This window comes from Xylanimonas allomyrinae (assembly GCF_004135345.1).
Taxonomy (GTDB): Bacteria; Actinomycetota; Actinomycetes; order Actinomycetales; family Cellulomonadaceae; genus Xylanimonas; species Xylanimonas allomyrinae.
In genome coordinates, this window is sequence record NZ_CP035495.1 from 1,081,767 (window position 1) to 1,096,789 (window position 15,023).

Annotated in this window: 15 protein-coding genes; 1 reads left to right on the forward strand and 14 read right to left on the reverse strand. The window is 73.2% G+C overall.

Features of this window, described 5'->3' with window-relative positions; genetic code table 11:
- Positions 1 to 23: 23 nt before the first annotated feature.
- From carB to ET495_RS04950, 12 genes are all read right to left on the reverse strand, one after another.
- Positions 24 to 3,377 carry a carbamoyl-phosphate synthase large subunit gene (carB, locus tag ET495_RS04895; protein ID WP_129203091.1) on the reverse strand — a complete coding sequence of 1,118 codons (3,354 nt, stop codon included), beginning with the start codon at positions 3,375 to 3,377 and terminating at the stop codon, positions 24 to 26.
- Positions 3,377 to 4,648, reverse strand: a complete 1,272-nt coding sequence (gene carA / locus ET495_RS04900) for a glutamine-hydrolyzing carbamoyl-phosphate synthase small subunit (RefSeq protein WP_129203093.1) — start codon at positions 4,646 to 4,648, stop codon at positions 3,377 to 3,379. Before carA ends, carB begins: the two co-directional genes overlap by 1 nt.
- Complete coding sequence (locus tag ET495_RS04905; RefSeq protein ID WP_129203095.1) at positions 4,645 to 5,208, reverse strand: PH-like domain-containing protein; 564 nt, start codon at positions 5,206 to 5,208, stop codon at positions 4,645 to 4,647. Before ET495_RS04905 ends, carA begins: the two co-directional genes overlap by 4 nt.
- Complete coding sequence (locus ET495_RS04910; RefSeq protein WP_129203097.1) at positions 5,205 to 6,524, reverse strand: dihydroorotase; 1,320 nt, start codon at positions 6,522 to 6,524, stop codon at positions 5,205 to 5,207. Before ET495_RS04910 ends, ET495_RS04905 begins: the two co-directional genes overlap by 4 nt.
- Entirely contained in the window at positions 6,524 to 7,531 is a 1,008-nt protein-coding gene (locus tag ET495_RS04915; RefSeq protein WP_129203099.1) for an aspartate carbamoyltransferase catalytic subunit, read from the reverse strand. The genes ET495_RS04910 and ET495_RS04915 overlap by 1 nt, the downstream gene beginning before the upstream one ends.
- Positions 7,528 to 8,109, reverse strand: coding sequence for a bifunctional pyr operon transcriptional regulator/uracil phosphoribosyltransferase PyrR (pyrR, locus tag ET495_RS04920; protein WP_129203101.1), 582 nt, complete (start codon positions 8,107 to 8,109; stop codon positions 7,528 to 7,530). The genes ET495_RS04915 and pyrR overlap by 4 nt, the downstream gene beginning before the upstream one ends.
- A 212-nt stretch (positions 8,110 to 8,321) precedes the next feature.
- Positions 8,322 to 8,738 (reverse strand): transcription antitermination factor NusB, encoded by a 417-nt coding sequence (gene nusB, locus ET495_RS04925; RefSeq protein ID WP_129203103.1) that lies wholly within the window; start codon positions 8,736 to 8,738, stop codon positions 8,322 to 8,324.
- A 23-nt stretch (positions 8,739 to 8,761) separates the two neighbouring features.
- Positions 8,762 to 9,325, reverse strand: a complete 564-nt coding sequence (gene efp, locus ET495_RS04930) for an elongation factor P (protein WP_129203105.1) — start codon at positions 9,323 to 9,325, stop codon at positions 8,762 to 8,764.
- 86 nt (positions 9,326 to 9,411) lie between these two features.
- Positions 9,412 to 9,804 carry a hypothetical protein gene (locus tag ET495_RS04935; protein WP_129203107.1) on the reverse strand — a complete coding sequence of 131 codons (393 nt, stop codon included), beginning with the start codon at positions 9,802 to 9,804 and terminating at the stop codon, positions 9,412 to 9,414.
- A 10-nt stretch (positions 9,805 to 9,814) separates the two neighbouring features.
- Positions 9,815 to 10,447: a hypothetical protein gene (locus ET495_RS04940; RefSeq protein WP_129203109.1), complete on the reverse strand. Its 633-nt coding sequence runs from the start codon at positions 10,445 to 10,447 to the stop codon at positions 9,815 to 9,817.
- Between the two features lie 66 nt (positions 10,448 to 10,513).
- The gene (locus ET495_RS04945) at positions 10,514 to 11,104 is read right to left on the reverse strand and encodes an HAD-IA family hydrolase (RefSeq protein WP_129203111.1); all 591 of its coding nucleotides are present in this window, start codon (positions 11,102 to 11,104) and stop codon (positions 10,514 to 10,516) included.
- 19 nt (positions 11,105 to 11,123) lie between these two features.
- Entirely contained in the window at positions 11,124 to 11,567 is a 444-nt protein-coding gene (locus ET495_RS04950) for a type II 3-dehydroquinate dehydratase (RefSeq protein WP_129203113.1), read from the reverse strand.
- A 59-nt stretch (positions 11,568 to 11,626) separates the two neighbouring features.
- Between ET495_RS04950 and ET495_RS04955 the strand changes: the two genes are divergently transcribed.
- A complete protein-coding gene (locus tag ET495_RS04955) occupies positions 11,627 to 12,241 on the forward strand; it encodes a DJ-1/PfpI family protein (RefSeq protein ID WP_129203115.1) in 615 nt (204 codons plus the stop codon).
- Positions 12,242 to 12,274: 33 nt separating this feature from the next.
- On the opposite strand, the gene ET495_RS04960 is transcribed toward ET495_RS04955, so the two are convergent.
- Both ET495_RS04960 and ET495_RS04965 read right to left on the reverse strand, forming a co-directional pair.
- Entirely contained in the window at positions 12,275 to 13,672 is a 1,398-nt protein-coding gene (locus ET495_RS04960; protein ID WP_129203117.1) for an MFS transporter, read from the reverse strand.
- Between the two features lie 42 nt (positions 13,673 to 13,714).
- Positions 13,715 to 14,995, reverse strand: coding sequence for an alpha-hydroxy-acid oxidizing protein (locus ET495_RS04965; RefSeq protein ID WP_245993316.1), 1,281 nt, complete (start codon positions 14,993 to 14,995; stop codon positions 13,715 to 13,717).
- Positions 14,996 to 15,023: the final 28 nt, after the last annotated feature.

Consider the following 15,023-nt stretch of genomic DNA (forward strand, 5'->3'; position numbering starts at 1 on the left):
GGCGCGCGCCGAACGGTGCGCGCTCAGCCACGGGCGGGCTCCCGGTCCAGGCGGGCGTGCGTCTGGGCGGTGTGCTCCTGCAGGCTCGCGACGCCGAACGGGCCCGCGAGGATCGCCTCGATGCCCTGCACCGCCGCGCCCAGCTGGTCGACCGTCGTGATGATCGGCTTGTCGGCGGCGGTCGTGGCCGCGCGGATCTCGTAGCCGTCGGCGCGCGCGCCCTGGCCCGAGGGCGAGTTGACCACCAGGTCGACCTCGCCCGACGAGATGAGGTCCACGATGGTGGGCTCGCCGTCCGGGCCGCGGCCCTGGGAGAACTTGCGCACGATCGTCGCCGGGATGCCGTTGCGGGTCAGCACCTGCGCGGTGCCGGGCGTGGCCAGCACCTCGAAGCCCAGCTCGGTGAGCTTCTTGACCGGGAACACGATCGCGCGCTTGTCACGGTCGGCGACCGAGACGAACACGCGGCCCGACGTCGGCAGCCCGCCGAACGCTGCGGCCTGCGACTTGGCGAACGCACGCGGGAAGTTCACGTCGAAGCCCATGACCTCGCCCGTCGAGCGCATCTCGGGGCCGAGCACCGTGTCGACGACGTGACCGTCGGCGGTGCGGAACCGCTTGAACGGCAGCACCGCCTCCTTCACCGCGATCGGCGCGCCCAGGTCGAGCGTGCCGCCGTCGCCGTGTGCGGGCAGGAAGCCCTCGGCGCGCAGGTCGGCGATCGTCTCGCCGACCATGACGCGCGCGGCGGCCTTCGCGAGCGAGACGCCCGTGGCCTTCGAGACGAACGGCACCGTGCGCGAGGCGCGCGGGTTGGCCTCCAGCACGTAGAGCACGTCGCTGACCAGCGCGTACTGGACGTTGAGCAGGCCCCGCACCCCGACGCCGCGGGCGATTGCCTCGGTCGACCTGCGGATGCGTTCGATCTCGTGCTCGCTCAGCGAGATGGGCGGCAGCACGCAGGCGGAGTCGCCCGAGTGGATGCCGGCCTCCTCGATGTGCTCCATGACCCCGCCGAGGAACAGCTCGGTGCCGTCGTACAGGGCGTCGACGTCGATCTCGATGCCGTTGTCGAGGAACCGGTCGATGAGCAGCGGCGCCGCCAGCGTCGTGCCCGTGGCGCTCGCCGTCGCGCGCGCCGCCGCGATGGCCCGCTCGACGTAGGTGGTGAGCTGGTCGCGGGAGTAGACGATCTCCATGCCACGCCCGCCCAGCACGTACGACGGGCGCACCAGCACCGGGTAGCCGATGCGCTCGGCGACCTCGACCGCCTGGGCCAGCGTGCGGGCGGTGCCGAACGCGGGGGCCGGCAGGCCGGCGTCGACCAGGACCTGGCCGAACAGGCCACGGTCCTCGGCCGCGTCGATGGCCTCCGGGCTGGTGCCCAGCACGGGCAGGCCCGCGTCGGCGAGACGCTGCGCGAGGGACAGCGGCGTCTGGCCGCCGAGCTGCACGATGATGCCCTTGACGGGGCCTGCGGCGAGCTCGGCCTGGTAGACCTCCAGCACGTCCTCGAAGGTGAGGGGCTCGAAGTACAGGCGGTCGGACGTGTCGTAGTCCGTGGAGACCGTCTCCGGGTTGCAGTTGACCATGACCGTCTCGTACTTCTCGGCGAGCGTCAGCGTCGCGTGCACGCACGAGTAGTCGAACTCGATGCCCTGCCCGATGCGGTTGGGGCCCGAGCCCAGGATGATCACGGCCTCGCGCTCGCGCGGGGCGACCTCGGTCTCCTGGTCGTAGGACGAGTAGTGGTACGGGGTCGTGGCGGCGAACTCGGCCGCGCACGTGTCGACCGTCTTGAACACCGGGTGGATGCCCAGGGCGTGACGGATCTCGCGCACCGACTCCTCGCCCGTGGCACCCATGCCGCGCAGGGCCGCGACCTGACGGTCGGACAGCCCGTGCCGCTTGGCGTCGCGCAGCACCTCCTCGGTCAGCGTGGGAGCCGTGGCGACGGCGTCGGCGACCTCGTTGATGAGCTGGATCTGGTCGAGGAACCAGGGGTCGATCTTGGTCGCCGCGAAGACCTGCTCGATGCTGGCCCCCGCGCGCAGCGCCTGCTGGACGCCCACGAGCCGCAGCTCGGTGGGCCGCGTGATCTCCGCGAGCAGCGCGTCCAGGTCCTCGCCCGCGACCGGCTCGCCGTCCCAGTGGAACTGCACGCCGGCCTTGTCGATCGACCGCAGCGCCTTGCCGAGCGCCTCGGTGAAGTTGCGGCCCAGCGCCATGGCCTCGCCGACCGACTTCATGGTGGTGGTCAGCGTGTCGTCCGCGGCGGGGAACTTCTCGAACGCGAAGCGGGGCACCTTGACCACGACGTAGTCGAGCGTCGGCTCGAAGGACGCCGGGGTGACCTTCGTGATGTCGTTGGGGATCTCCTCGAGCGTGTACCCGACGGCGAGCTTGGCCGCGATCTTCGCGATCGGGAACCCCGTCGCCTTGGACGCGAGCGCCGAGGAGCGCGAGACGCGCGGGTTCATCTCGATGACGATGACGCGCCCGGTGTCGGGGTCGACCGCGAACTGGATGTTGCAGCCGCCGGTGTCGACGCCGACCTCACGGATGACGGCGATGCCGATGTCGCGCAGCTTCTGGTACTCGCGGTCGGTGAGGGTCAGCGCCGGGGCGACGGTGACCGAGTCGCCGGTGTGCACGCCGACCGGGTCGACGTTCTCGATGGAGCACACGACCACGACGTTGTCGTGCTTGTCGCGCATGAGCTCCAGCTCGTACTCCTTCCAGCCGAGGATCGACTCCTCCAGGAGCACCTCGGTGGTCGGCGAGTAGTGCAGGCCCTGGCCGACGATGCGGCGCAGGTCGGCCTCGTCGTAGGCCAGGCCCGACCCGAGCCCGCCCATGGTGAACGAGGGGCGCACGACCATCGGGTAGCCGAGGTCGGCGGCCGCCGACAGCGCCTCGTCGATCGTGTGCACGATGTGCGAGCGCGCCGACTCCCCGCCGCAGCGCTCGACGACGTCCTTGAACTGCTGGCGGTCCTCGCCCTTCTGGATGGCGGGGATGTTGGCACCGATCAGCTCGACGCCGTACTGGGCCAGCACGCCGGCCTCGTCGAGGGCGATGGCCGCGTTGAGCGCCGTCTGCCCGCCGAGGGTGGGCAGCAGGGCGTCGGGGCGCTCCTTGGCGATGATGGTCGTCAGGACCTCGGTGGTGATGGGCTCGACGTAGGTGGCGTCGGCGAACTCCGGGTCGGTCATGATCGTGGCCGGGTTGGAGTTGACGAGGACGACGCGCAGGCCCTCCTCCTTGAGCACGCGGCACGCCTGGGTGCCGGAGTAGTCGAACTCGCAGGCCTGCCCGATGACGATGGGGCCCGAGCCGATGACGAGGACGGACGAGATGTCGGTGCGGCGGGGCATCAGTTCTCCTTGGTGCCGAGCGAGGCGATCGCCGTCAGGGCCTCGGTCGGGACGGCTACGGGTTCGCGGGTGCGCATGAGCTCGATGAAGCGGTCGAAGAGGTAGGCCGAGTCGTGGGGCCCGGCGGCGGCCTCGGGGTGGTACTGCACCGAGAAGGCGGGGATGTCGAGGGCGGTGAGCCCCTCGACGACGCCGTCGTTGAGCCCGACGTGGGCGACGACGACGCGGCCGTACGCCGTGCCGTCCGTGCGCTCGGCGTCGTGCGGTGCGGTGGAGACGGCGTCCACGGGCGCGTCGACGGCGAAGCCGTGGTTGTGGGCCGTCACCTCGACCTTGCCTGTGGTGCGGTCGAGCACGGGCTGGTTGATGCCGCGGTGGCCGTAGCCGAGCTTGTACGTGCCGTAGCCCAGCGCCCGCCCCAGGAGCTGGTTGCCGAAGCAGATGCCGAAGAACGGGATGCCGGCGTCGAGCACCTGCCGCAGCAGGGCGACCTCGTGGGTGGCGGCGCCCGGGTCGCCGGGCCCGTTGGAGAAGAACACGCCCCGGGGGCCGTCGGCGGGCAGGAGCGCGGTGATGTCGGTGAACGTGGCGGACTGGGGCACGACGTGCACGCGCACGCCGCGCTCGGCGAGGCGGTGCGGGGTCATCGCCTTGATGCCGAGGTCGACGGCGACGACGGTCGCCACGGGCTCGCGCCCGGCGAACGGGCCGGCGGGCTCGACGACGTAGGGCCGCTCGGTGGAGACCTCGCGGGCCAGGTCGGCGCCCGCCATGAGCGGGGCGGCCTGGACGGCGGCCACCAGCTCGTCGGCCGGCCGCCGGTGCCCGGCGGCGTCGAGCAGGGCGTCGCCCGAGAAGATGCCGGCGCGCATGACGCCGAGCTCGCGCAGGTGCCGGGTCAGGAACCGGGTGTCGACGTCACTGATGCCGACGACGCCCTGGGCGGCGAGCTCGTCGTCGAGCGAGCGACGGGCGCGCCAACTCGAGACGCGGCGCGCGGGATCGCGCACGACCCAGCCGGCGACCCAGATGCGGCCCGACTCCGGGTCCTCGTCGTTGACGCCCGTGTTCCCGATGTGGGGAGCGGTCATGACGACGATCTGGCGGTGGTACGACGGGTCGGTGAGCGTCTCCTGGTAGCCGGTCATCCCGGTCGAGAAGACGATCTCCCCGAGCGTGGTGCCCCGGGCGCCGTAGGCGCGCCCGGTCACGACGGTGCCGTCCTCGAGAACCAGGACCGCCCTGTCGGTGCGGTGGTCGGTGGTCGTCACAGGTTCTCCTTCTGCGGGGTGTCGGTGGCCCCGGCGGTCGCGGCGGCCAGGTGCCGCACGGCGTCGACGAGGCGGGACTTGTCGGCGGGGTGGCGGGTGCGCAGGCCGGTGTCGAGGTCGACGGCGGGCACGGACCCGTCGGACGGGGCGTGCCAGGTGAGCACGACGATGCCGTCGGCACCGACGTACTTGCCCGCCATGCCCGGGGCGAGCCCGGCGCCGCGCAGGGCGCCCGCGGGAAGGAACAGAGGGGCGGCGCCCGCGCGCTCGACGAGCACCCCGGCGTCGTGCACGCTCACGGTCGCCGAGGCGCGGTCGCCGAGGCCGTGGGCGCCGACACGTGCGAGCCAGTCGCCCGCCAACGTCGTCGAGACGTAGGTGGCTTCCACCGGTTCGAGGCGCGAGGCGCCGAGCGCCGAGCCGGCCGGCGGTGCGGGCGGAGCGGGCACGAGACGTCCGGTGCGCCGGGCGAGGCGCCGCCGCCCGCCGAGCACGACCAGCAGCAGCAGCACGCCCAGGACGATCCAGATCCCGACCGCGACGGGCATCGGGAGGTTCACGCGACGGCCTCCGCCGGCGAGACGGGGGTGCCGTCGAGCACGGTGGCGCGCCCGCGCAGGAACGTCGCGACGACGCGGCCGGGCAGCTCGCGGCCCTGCAGCGGCGTGTTGGACGACGCCGTCTGCTGTGCGGTGCCGTCGACCACCCGCGTCGCGGCGGGATCGACCAGCACGAGGTTGGCCGGCTCCCCCACGGCGATGGGGCGGCCGTGCGCGTGGCCGATGCGGCCGATGCGGGCGGGGGCGGTCGACAGGACCCGGGCGACGTCGGCCCAGGTCAGGCGGCCCGTGTCGACCATGGTCTCCTGGACGACGCTCAGCGCCGTCTCCAGGCCGGTCATGCCGAACGCGGCGGCCGCCCACTCGCAGTCCTTGTCCTCACGAGGGTGCGGGGCGTGGTCGGTGGCGACGATGTCGATCGTGCCGTCCGCGAGGCCCTCACGCACGGCTTCGACGTCGTCGGCGGTGCGCAGCGGCGGGTTGACCTTGAACACCGGGTCGTACCCCCGGGCCAGGTCGTCGGTCAGCAGCAGGTGGTGCGGGGTGGCCTCGGCGGTCACGTCGATGCCGCGCGCCTTGGCCCAGCGCACGATCTCGACGCTGCCGCGCGTCGACAGATGGCACACGTGCAGGCGCGAGCCGACGTGCTCGGCCAGCAGGACGTCGCGGGCGATGATCGCCTCCTCCGCGACCGCCGGCCATCCGGCCAGGCCGATCTCCGCCGAGACGACGCCCTCGTGCATCTGCGCGCCCTCGGTCAGCCGCGGCTCCTGCGCGTGCTGGGCGACGACGCCGTCGAACGCCTTGACGTACTCCAGTGCGCGACGCATGAGCACCGGGTCGAAGACGCACTTGCCGTCGTCGGAGAAAACGCGCACGCGTGCCTTGGAGTCTGCCATCGCACCGAGCTCGGCGAGCCGCTCGCCCGCCAGCCCGACCGTCACGGCCCCGACCGGCTGGACGTCCACCCAGCCGGCCTCCTGGCCCAGCCGCCACACCTGCTCGACGACGCCCGCGGTGTCGGCCACGGGCGAGGTGTTGGCCATGGCGTGCACGGCGGTGAAACCCCCCGCGGCCGCGGCGCGGGTGCCGGACTCGACGGTCTCGGCGTCCTCCCGGCCCGGCTCGCGCAGGTGGGTGTGCAGGTCGACCAGGCCGGGCAGCAGCACGTGACCCGCGCCGTGGATCTCGACGGCACCTGGGGGCGCCTCGGCGGCGCCGGCGGGCGCGATCTGCGCGATCACGCCGTCCGTCAGGACGACGTCGGCGGGCTCGCCGCCCAGCGGGCGGACGGACCTCAGGACGTAGGCGGGCATCAGATCGCGCTCCCCTCGGCCGGGGAGCCCCCGGCCAGCAGCAGGTACAAGGCGGCCATGCGCACCGCGACGCCGTTGGCGACCTGCTCGACGATGACCGAGCGGGTCGAGTCCGCGGCCTCGGCAGAGATCTCCAGGCCGCGGTTCATCGGGCCGGGGTGCATGACGACGGTATGCCCGGGCAGCATGGCCAGGCGACGGTGGTCCAGCCCGTAGCGGCGCGAGTACTCCAGCGGGCTCGGGAAGAACGCCCCCGCTCCCCCGGACATCCGCTCGCGCTGCACACGCAGCATCATGACGGCGTCGGGCGCCCAGTGCGCGAGCGTCTCGTCCAGGTCGTACGACGTCGCGCAGGGCCACGTCTCGACACCGACCGGCAGCAGCGTGGGCGGGGCCACGAGCGTGACGTCGGCGCCCAGCGTGCGCAGCAGCTGCACGTTCGAGCGGGCGACCCGCGAGTGCAGCACGTCTCCCACGATCGCGACCCGCAGGCCCTTGAGGTCGCGGCCCACGCCGTCGCCCGTGGCGCCGCCTGCGCGGCCCACCAGGTGGCGGCGGATGGTGAACGCGTCCAGCAGCGCCTGGGTCGGGTGCTGGTGGGTGCCGTCTCCCGCGTTGAGCACGGCGACCGGGCTGTCTCCGCTGCCGAGCCAGCCCGAGTGGGCCAGCTGGTGGGGCGCGCCGCTCGCCCAGTGCCGGACGACGACGGCGTCGGCGCCCATGGCGTGCAGCGTCAGCGCGGTGTCCTTGAGGGACTCGCCCTTGGACACGCTCGACCCCTTGGCGGAGAAGTTGATGACGTCGGCGCTCAGCCGCTTGGCGGCCGTCTCGAACGAGATGCGCGTGCGCGTGGAGTCCTCGAAGAACAGGTTGACCACGGTGCGGCCGCGCAGCGTCGGCAGCTTCTTGATCTCGCGCGACTGCGTCGCCGCCATCTGGGCGGCCGTGTCGAGCACGAGGATCGCCTCGTCGAGGCTGAGGTCCTGGGTGGACAGCAGGTGCTTCATCGCGCGTCCCCCTTCGGGTCGCGCCCGCTGATGAGGACGGCGTCGGGCTCGCCGTCGATCTCCGCCAGCCGCACCAGCACGCGCTCGCTCGTCGAGGTCGGCAGGTTCTTGCCCACGAAGTCGGGGCGGATGGGCAGCTCGCGGTGCCCGCGGTCCACGAGGGCCGCCAGGCGCACCGCACGCGGGCGGCCCAGGTCGCTGATGGCGTCGAGCGCGGCGCGGATCGTGCGGCCCGAGAAGAGGACGTCGTCGACCAGGACCACGATCTTGTCGTCGATGCCGACCGCGGGCAGCCGGGTCACGCCGACGGCGCGGGTCGGGTTGCGGCGCAGGTCGTCGCGGTACATCGTCACGTCGAGCTCGCCCAGGGCGGCGGTGGGGTCGAACGCGGGGTCGATCGACGCCAGCCGTTCGGCGAGACGGTGCGCGAGCGGCACACCCCGCGTGGGAACGCCCAGCAGGACGACGTCGGCGGCCCCGCGGGACCGTTCGACGACCTCGTGGGCGATGCGGGTCAGCGCCCGCTGGACGTCCTCGGCGCCGAGGACTGTGGTGACCGATGGCAGGCCGGAACTCACCTGGACCTCCTTCTCCGCCTCACGGGACGGTGTTAAAGGGTGCCTTGCGGTGGACAGACTACCTGGCCGCCCGTGGCGCCCCGACTCGTGCGGGGGCACGCGGCCGCGACGTGCGTCACAGCGGCGACGGAACCCGGCGACGGAACGCAGCGACGCCCTGGGAACCGTCCGGTTCCCAGGGCGTCGGCGCGCTCACGCCCCCACGGTCGCGCTCAGGCGAGCAGGGTCGGCTTGATCTCCACGAGCCTGCCCAGCAGCCCGTTGACGAACGACGGCGAGTCGTCCGTCGACAGCTCGGAGGCCAGGTCCACGGCCTCGTCGATCGCGACGGCGTCGGGCACGTCGTCGTTGAACAGGATCTCCCAGGTGCCGATGCGCAGCAGCGCACGGTCGACCGCGGGCATGCGCTCGAGCGTCCACCCGTTGGAGTAGGTCTCCAGGAGCTCGTCGATGCGGCCGCGGTGGGTCGCCACACCCTCGACGACGTCGGCGGCGTACTGCGGGACGGGCGCCTCGGTGAGCGGGCGTTCCACGCGTTCACGCAGCAGCGTCACGGCGTCGATCCCGCGCTGCTCTGCCTCGAAGAGGATGTCGGCGGCGCGCTTGCGCGCCTTGGTGCGTGCACCCATGGTGAGTCGGCGGTCCTTGCTGCTCAGTCGTTCACGCGGCCCAGGTACGACCCGTCGCGCGTGTCGACCTTGACCTTGGTGCCCTGCTCCAGGAACAGCGGGACCTGGATCTCCTTGCCCGTCTCGAGCGTGGCCGGCTTGGTGCCGCCCGTCGAGCGGTCGCCCTGCAGCCCGGGCTCGGTGTAGGTGATCTCCAGGACGACCGAGGCCGGCAGCTCGACGTACAGCGGCGTGCCCTCGTTCGAGGCGACCATGACGCTCATGCCCTCGAGCATGTAGTCCTTGGCGTCGCCGACCGTCTCGGCCTGGATGTGGATCTGGTCGTAGGTGTCGTTGTCCATGAAGACGAAGTCAGATCCGTCCATGTACAGGTACTGGAAGTCACGGCGGTCGACGTTGGCCGTCTCGACCTTGATGCCCGCGTTGAAGGTCTTGTCGACGACCTTGCCCGACAGGACGTTCTTCATCTTGGTGCGGACGAACGCGCCACCCTTGCCCGGCTTGACGTGCTGGAACTCGATGATCGTCCAGAGCTGGCCGTCGATGCGGAGCACGGTGCCGTTCTTGATGTCGTTGGAGGTAGCCACGTTCTGATCTTCCCTACGTCTCGTTCGGTGCAGGTATGGGTGCGTCAAGCTGCGAGGGCGCGAAGAGCCCGGGCAAGTCTAGCCGTTCACCCGATCCCGACGACGATCAGGTAGATCACGGCGCGCCCGAGCAGCCCGCACAACCCCGCCCACACGACCGAGGCGAGCGTCCCGACGACGAAGCGCTCGCGCGCCGCGGGCCGCTCGCGCAGCTCGTAGACGCGCCCGAGGCCCTTGACCGCCACCACGACGGCGACGCCCTCGGGGAACCCCGCCAGGATGCTCAGCGTGACGCCCGCCCGCTCGAACAGGCCGATGCCGGTGCCGCCTGCGAGGACGCGCGCGGCGGTCGCCTCGGCGTCGGCCTCGCCCTCGGAGCGGCGCAGCACCCACGGCACCAGCACGGCACCGAGCCCGACGGACAGCGCGAGCGCGGCCACCCACACGCCACCGCTCGCCCACAGCTCCCCCAGCGTCATGCGCGCGAGGCTAGCGGGGCCGGTCCGTCGCGCCCGCCAGGCGCGCCAGCAACCGCACGACGACGGGGCGGGCCGCGGCCTCCTCGGCCCAGCTCGCGGCACGCAGCCGTTGGCTGACCGCCTGGACGGTGATCCCGAGCGCGGCGGCCGCGGCCTTCTGCGAGCCGCCGGAGCGCAGCGCGTCGACGGCCTGCCAGCCCGGCCCGGTGCGGCGCGCGGCGACGATCCCGACCAGGCGCAGCAGCGCCTGGACCTCCTCCGCCGCGGTCGCGTCGTCGGCCTCGACCGCGACGCCCCACGTCCCGGGCTGGCCCTTGGCACGCCCGACGGCGCGGCGCGCCAGCACGTACGCCTGGCCGGCCGCCTCCCGCGACGCGGCCGGGAGCGGCTCGTCGACCTCCCCGACCCCGAGGCCGACCGACCAGCCGTCCTCGCGCAGCAGGGCGAGCGTCAGGTCGACCGCCAGGCGTGCGCCGTCGGGCGTGGCGGCCAGCAGGCCCTGGACCTCGTCACCGACCGTGCGGTCGAACGGCAGGACGACGCCGGCCCGTCCCGCGGCGAGCTCCGCGAGCACCTCGAGCGCGCGCGGGACGCGGTCGCGGGCGCCGGTGCTGCCCCTCTGGTCGGCGGTCAGGACGATCATGACTCCAGGCTGCACCCTTGATCGGAGAAACTCAAGGATATGACCGTGATCTCATCCGATCCAGGCTCAGTCCAAGAGGTCGCGCAGCCGGGAGATGCTGCGGGTCGCGCGAGGGCACGTCTCGCCGTCGGCGAAGAACACCGCGTCGACCCCCGCCGCGCGTGCCGCCTCGACGTCCAGCGGGCGGTCGCCCACCACGACGCAGTCGGTCAGCCCGTACGTGTCGACGAGGTAGCGGATCGACGCCGGGTCCGGCTTGCGCGGGAACCCGCTGTCCGCGGTGAGCACCTCGGTGAACAGGTGCGCGATCCCGGTGCGCTCCAGGAGGGTGAGCACCTGGCGGTCACGGTGGGAGACCAGGAAGTTCGCGCCCCCGGCCGCGACCACGGCCTCCAGGACCTCCCGCGCGCCGTCGAACAGCATCGGCGTCGCCAGCTCGACCGCTTCGGCGCGCTTGTACTCGGCGAGGAACCCGGGCACGCCCGGCACCAGGGTCGCCACCGCGTGCGCCGTCGAGACGCGCAGCGCGCGGTGGACGTCGTCGTACGTGGCCTCGATGCCGTGCGCGGCGAGCGTGCGCACGAACGCGCGGGAGGAGCCGGCGTAGTTGTCGAGCAGCGTGCCGCCGAGGTCCCAGATGTACGCGCTGTACCGCATCGCCTGCCGCCGCGGGACGTCAGGCCGGCCGGGCCGCGATCGCCGCGAGCGCCAGCCGGTACGACTGGAACCCGAAGCCCGCGATCGTGCCCGTCGCGACGCCCGAGACCACGGAGTAGTGCCGGAACGACTCGCGTGTGTGCGGGTTCGACAGGTGCACCTCGACCAGTGCCAGGCCGGCCGCGGTGATCTGGGCGGCGGCGTCGCGCAGCGCGTAGCTGTAGTGCGTGAACGCCGCCGGGTTGAGCACCACGTGGGCTCGGGTGTCGACGGCCTCGTGGAGCCAGGCGACGATCTGCGACTCGTCGTCGGTCTGCCGGGCGTCGACCTCCAGCCCGAGCTCGCTCCCCCAGGCCGACGCCGCCGCGACGAGGTCGGCGAAGGTGTCGGCGCCGTAGATCTCGGGCTCGCGCACACCGAGCCGGCCGAGGTTGGGTCCGTTGAGGACGAGCACGCGGGTCACGGCGCCAGGGTAGCCGCGCCGCTCGCCGGACGCTCACGCCGTGCCCTACGGTGTCGCCCGTGACCACCAGGCGCATCGACGTCGTGCTCTTCGACGGGTTCGAGCTGCTCGACGTCTTCGGCCCCGTCCAGCTCTGGAGCGTGCTGGGCGACGCGGTCGACGTCGCCCTCGTCGGGCCTGCGCGCGGGCCGGTGCGCAGCTCCCAGGGCACGCGCGTCGAGGTCACGACCGCCTACGCCGACGCGCCGCCGCCCGACGTCGTGCTCGTGCCCGGCGGGGCCGGCACGCGGGCGCTCGTGCACGACGCCGGCTTCCTCGCGTGGCTCGCCCGGTGGAGCGCCGACGCATCGCTCGTGACGTCGGTGTGCACCGGCTCGGCCGTGCTCGCCGCCGCCGGACTGCTCGACGGGTACCGGGCGACGTCGAACAAGTACGCGTTCGGGTGGGCGAGCACGCACGGCGACGACGTGGCCTGGGTGCCGCAGGCGCGCTGGGTCGAGGACCGTGACCGCTGGACGTCGTCGGGCGTCGCCGCGGGCATGGACATGACCGTGGCCCTGATCCGGCACCTGTTCGGCCCGCAGGCGGCCGAGGCCGCGGCGACGTTCACCGAGCTGGACGTGCATCGCGACCCGGGCTGGGACCCGTTCGCGTCGCGCCACGGTCTCGTCTGAGCGGACCGGCCGGCCCTGCGCCCGCCGACGTCGTCAGCGCGCGTCCGACTGGTCGCCGCGCAGCGTCAGGAACAGCACCAGGCCGACGAGGATCACCAGGAGGATGCCGAGCGTGCCCCAGATGGTGCGGCCGGTGATCGTGACGAACAGCGTCCACATGGCCGGGGCCATGAACGACGCCGCCTTGCCCGTGGTCGCGTACAGCGCGAACATCTCCGACTCGTGGCCGGCCGGGATCTGGCGGGCCAGGTAGGAGCGCGACGCGGACTGCGCCGGGCCGACGGTGCAGCACAGCAGCAGGCCGCCCACCCAGAACACGACCGGGCCCAGCGGGTGCAGCGCCACGATCAGCAGCCCGGCCACGATGAGGACCGACAGCGCGCCGATGATGACGCGGCGGGCACCCAGGCGGTCGTCGACACGGCCCACGACGATCGTCGAGATGCCGGCCACGAGATTCGCCGCGATGCCGAAGATCAGCACTTCGAGGCCCGAGAACCCGAACGCCGCCGAGGCGATGATCGCCCCGAAGGTGAACACGCCGCTCAGCCCGTCGCGGAACACCGCCGAGGACACCATGAACCAGAACGTGGTGCGCGACGTCCGGAACAGGGTGCGGACGGTGTGCAGCAGCTCGACGTAGGCCTGGACGACGCCGAGGCGCGGGCGCGTCTCGACGACGACCTCCGGCACGTACCGGAACAGCGGCCACCCGAACACGACGCCCCACACGACTCCCGCGACCGCGATCCAGCGGAAGGTCATGCCGTTCGGGGCGTCGAGCGACGCCAGGCCGGTCAGGTCGCCGACGGCGATGAGGATGAGCGCGGCGACACCGCCCGAGTAGCCCAGACCCCAGCCGAGGCCCGACACCCGGCCGATCGTCGTGGGCGTGGCCACCGACACGATCATCGCGTTGTAGTTGGTCTCGGAGATCTGGTTGAGCACCACCCCCAGGGCGACGAGGCCCGCGCCCAGCCAGAAGAAGTCCGGGCTCGCCTGGACGAACCACAGCGCCGCCATCGACCCCAGCAGCGCCAGGGTGGACCAGAACAGCCACGTCTTGCGGCGGCCCGTCGTGTCCGCCCACTGCCCGAGCACGGGTGCCACGAGCGCGATGGCGATCCCGCCGATCGTCGTGGCGAGCCCCAGCCCCGACGAGAGCTGCGCGAGCGCCGCGACCTTGCCCTGCTCCGCCAGGACGACGGGATCGGCGAACGTCTCCGAGACCAGGTACATGGCCGTGAACACGAACGTCTGGATGACGGTGTTGAACGGCTGCATGGCCCAGTCGAAGGCGGCCCAGGACCACACCTTGCGCGGCGCGACGGGGCCGCCGGTCTGGAGCTCCAGCCCGGTGACCGGCCTGGCCGGCACGGCGGGGTTCTTGGCGGCCGGCGACGACCCGCTCGCGGGCGTGGGTGTGCTCATGCGTGAAGTCTGCCCGAACAAGGCGAACAACAGGAGGCGGAGTCACACCGGCGTCCGCGGCGCGGCCCCGTCCCGTGGCGCGAGGTGACCCGCTGCGATCTCGGCGACGCCCCGGACCCCGGCCAGCGCCATCGTCAGGTCGAGCTCGGCGAGCACGTGGCGGACGACGGCGCGCACGCCTGCCTCGCCGGCCAGGGCGAGCCCGTAGACCCACGGGCGGCCGAGCAGGACGGCGTCGGCGCCGAGGGCGAGCGCGACGAAGACGTCCGCTCCGGTGCGCACGCCCGAGTCGAACAGGACCGGAGCGGTGGGGGCGGTGGCGCGCACGGCGGACACGACCCCGGGCAGCGCGTCGAGCGAGGCGATCGCGTTGTCGGCCTGGCGGCCTCCGTGGTTGGACACGACGACGCCGTCGGCACCCGCGTCCAGGGCACGGCGGGCGTCGTCGGGGTGCTGGACGCCTTTGACCAAGATCGGCAGTCTGGTGCGCTCGCGCAGCCAGGCGAGGTCGCGCCAGGTGAGGGTGGGGCGCGAGAAGACGTCGAGGAAGGTCTCGACGTCGGCGCGGGTGGCGCCGCGACGGCGCATGGCGGCCAGGGCGCGCACGGCCGCGAGGGTGGGGCGCCGTCGTGCGGGTGTGCTGCGGCGCGTCGACGCCAGCCGACGGAACGCCGGGTCGCTGGTGTACTGCGCGATGCCCTCGCCGCGCGCGAACGGCAGCGAGCCGAGGTCGAGGTCGCGCGGCCGCCAGCCGAGCACGGGCGTGTCGAGCGTGACGACCACGGCCCCGGCCCCGGCGGCCTCGGCGCGCGCGACGAGCGAGGCGGCGACGTCGTCGTCGTTCGACCAGTAGAGCTGGAACCAGCGCGGGGACCCGCCGAGCTCGGCGGCGGTGGCCTCCATGGGCGTGGACGCCTGGGAGGAGATGACGACCGGGACGCCGAGCTCGCGGGCGGCACGCGCGACGAGCGGCTCGGCGCGGCCCGGTCCGCCGCGCACGGCCAGCTCGAGCGCCCCGACGGGCGCGAGCAGGAGCGGTGCGGGCAGGTCGCGGCCCAGCAGCGTCGTACGCAGGGACCGTTCACCGACGTCGGCCATGATCCGGGGCACGATGCGGTGCCGGGTGAACGCGGCGGCGTTGGCTGCGACGGTGCGCTCGGCACCGGCGCCACCCGCGACGTAGGCCCAGCCGCGGGCGCTCATGCGCCGCCGCGCGGCCGCCTCGAGCGCGGCCGGCGCGACGGGGACGACGGGTCGCGAGCCGTACACCCCGTCGCGGTAGATGTCGCTCTGCACCGAGTGGCCCACGTCGCGGAGTGTCACGGCGCCGATCGTGCCACAGCGGTGCTGG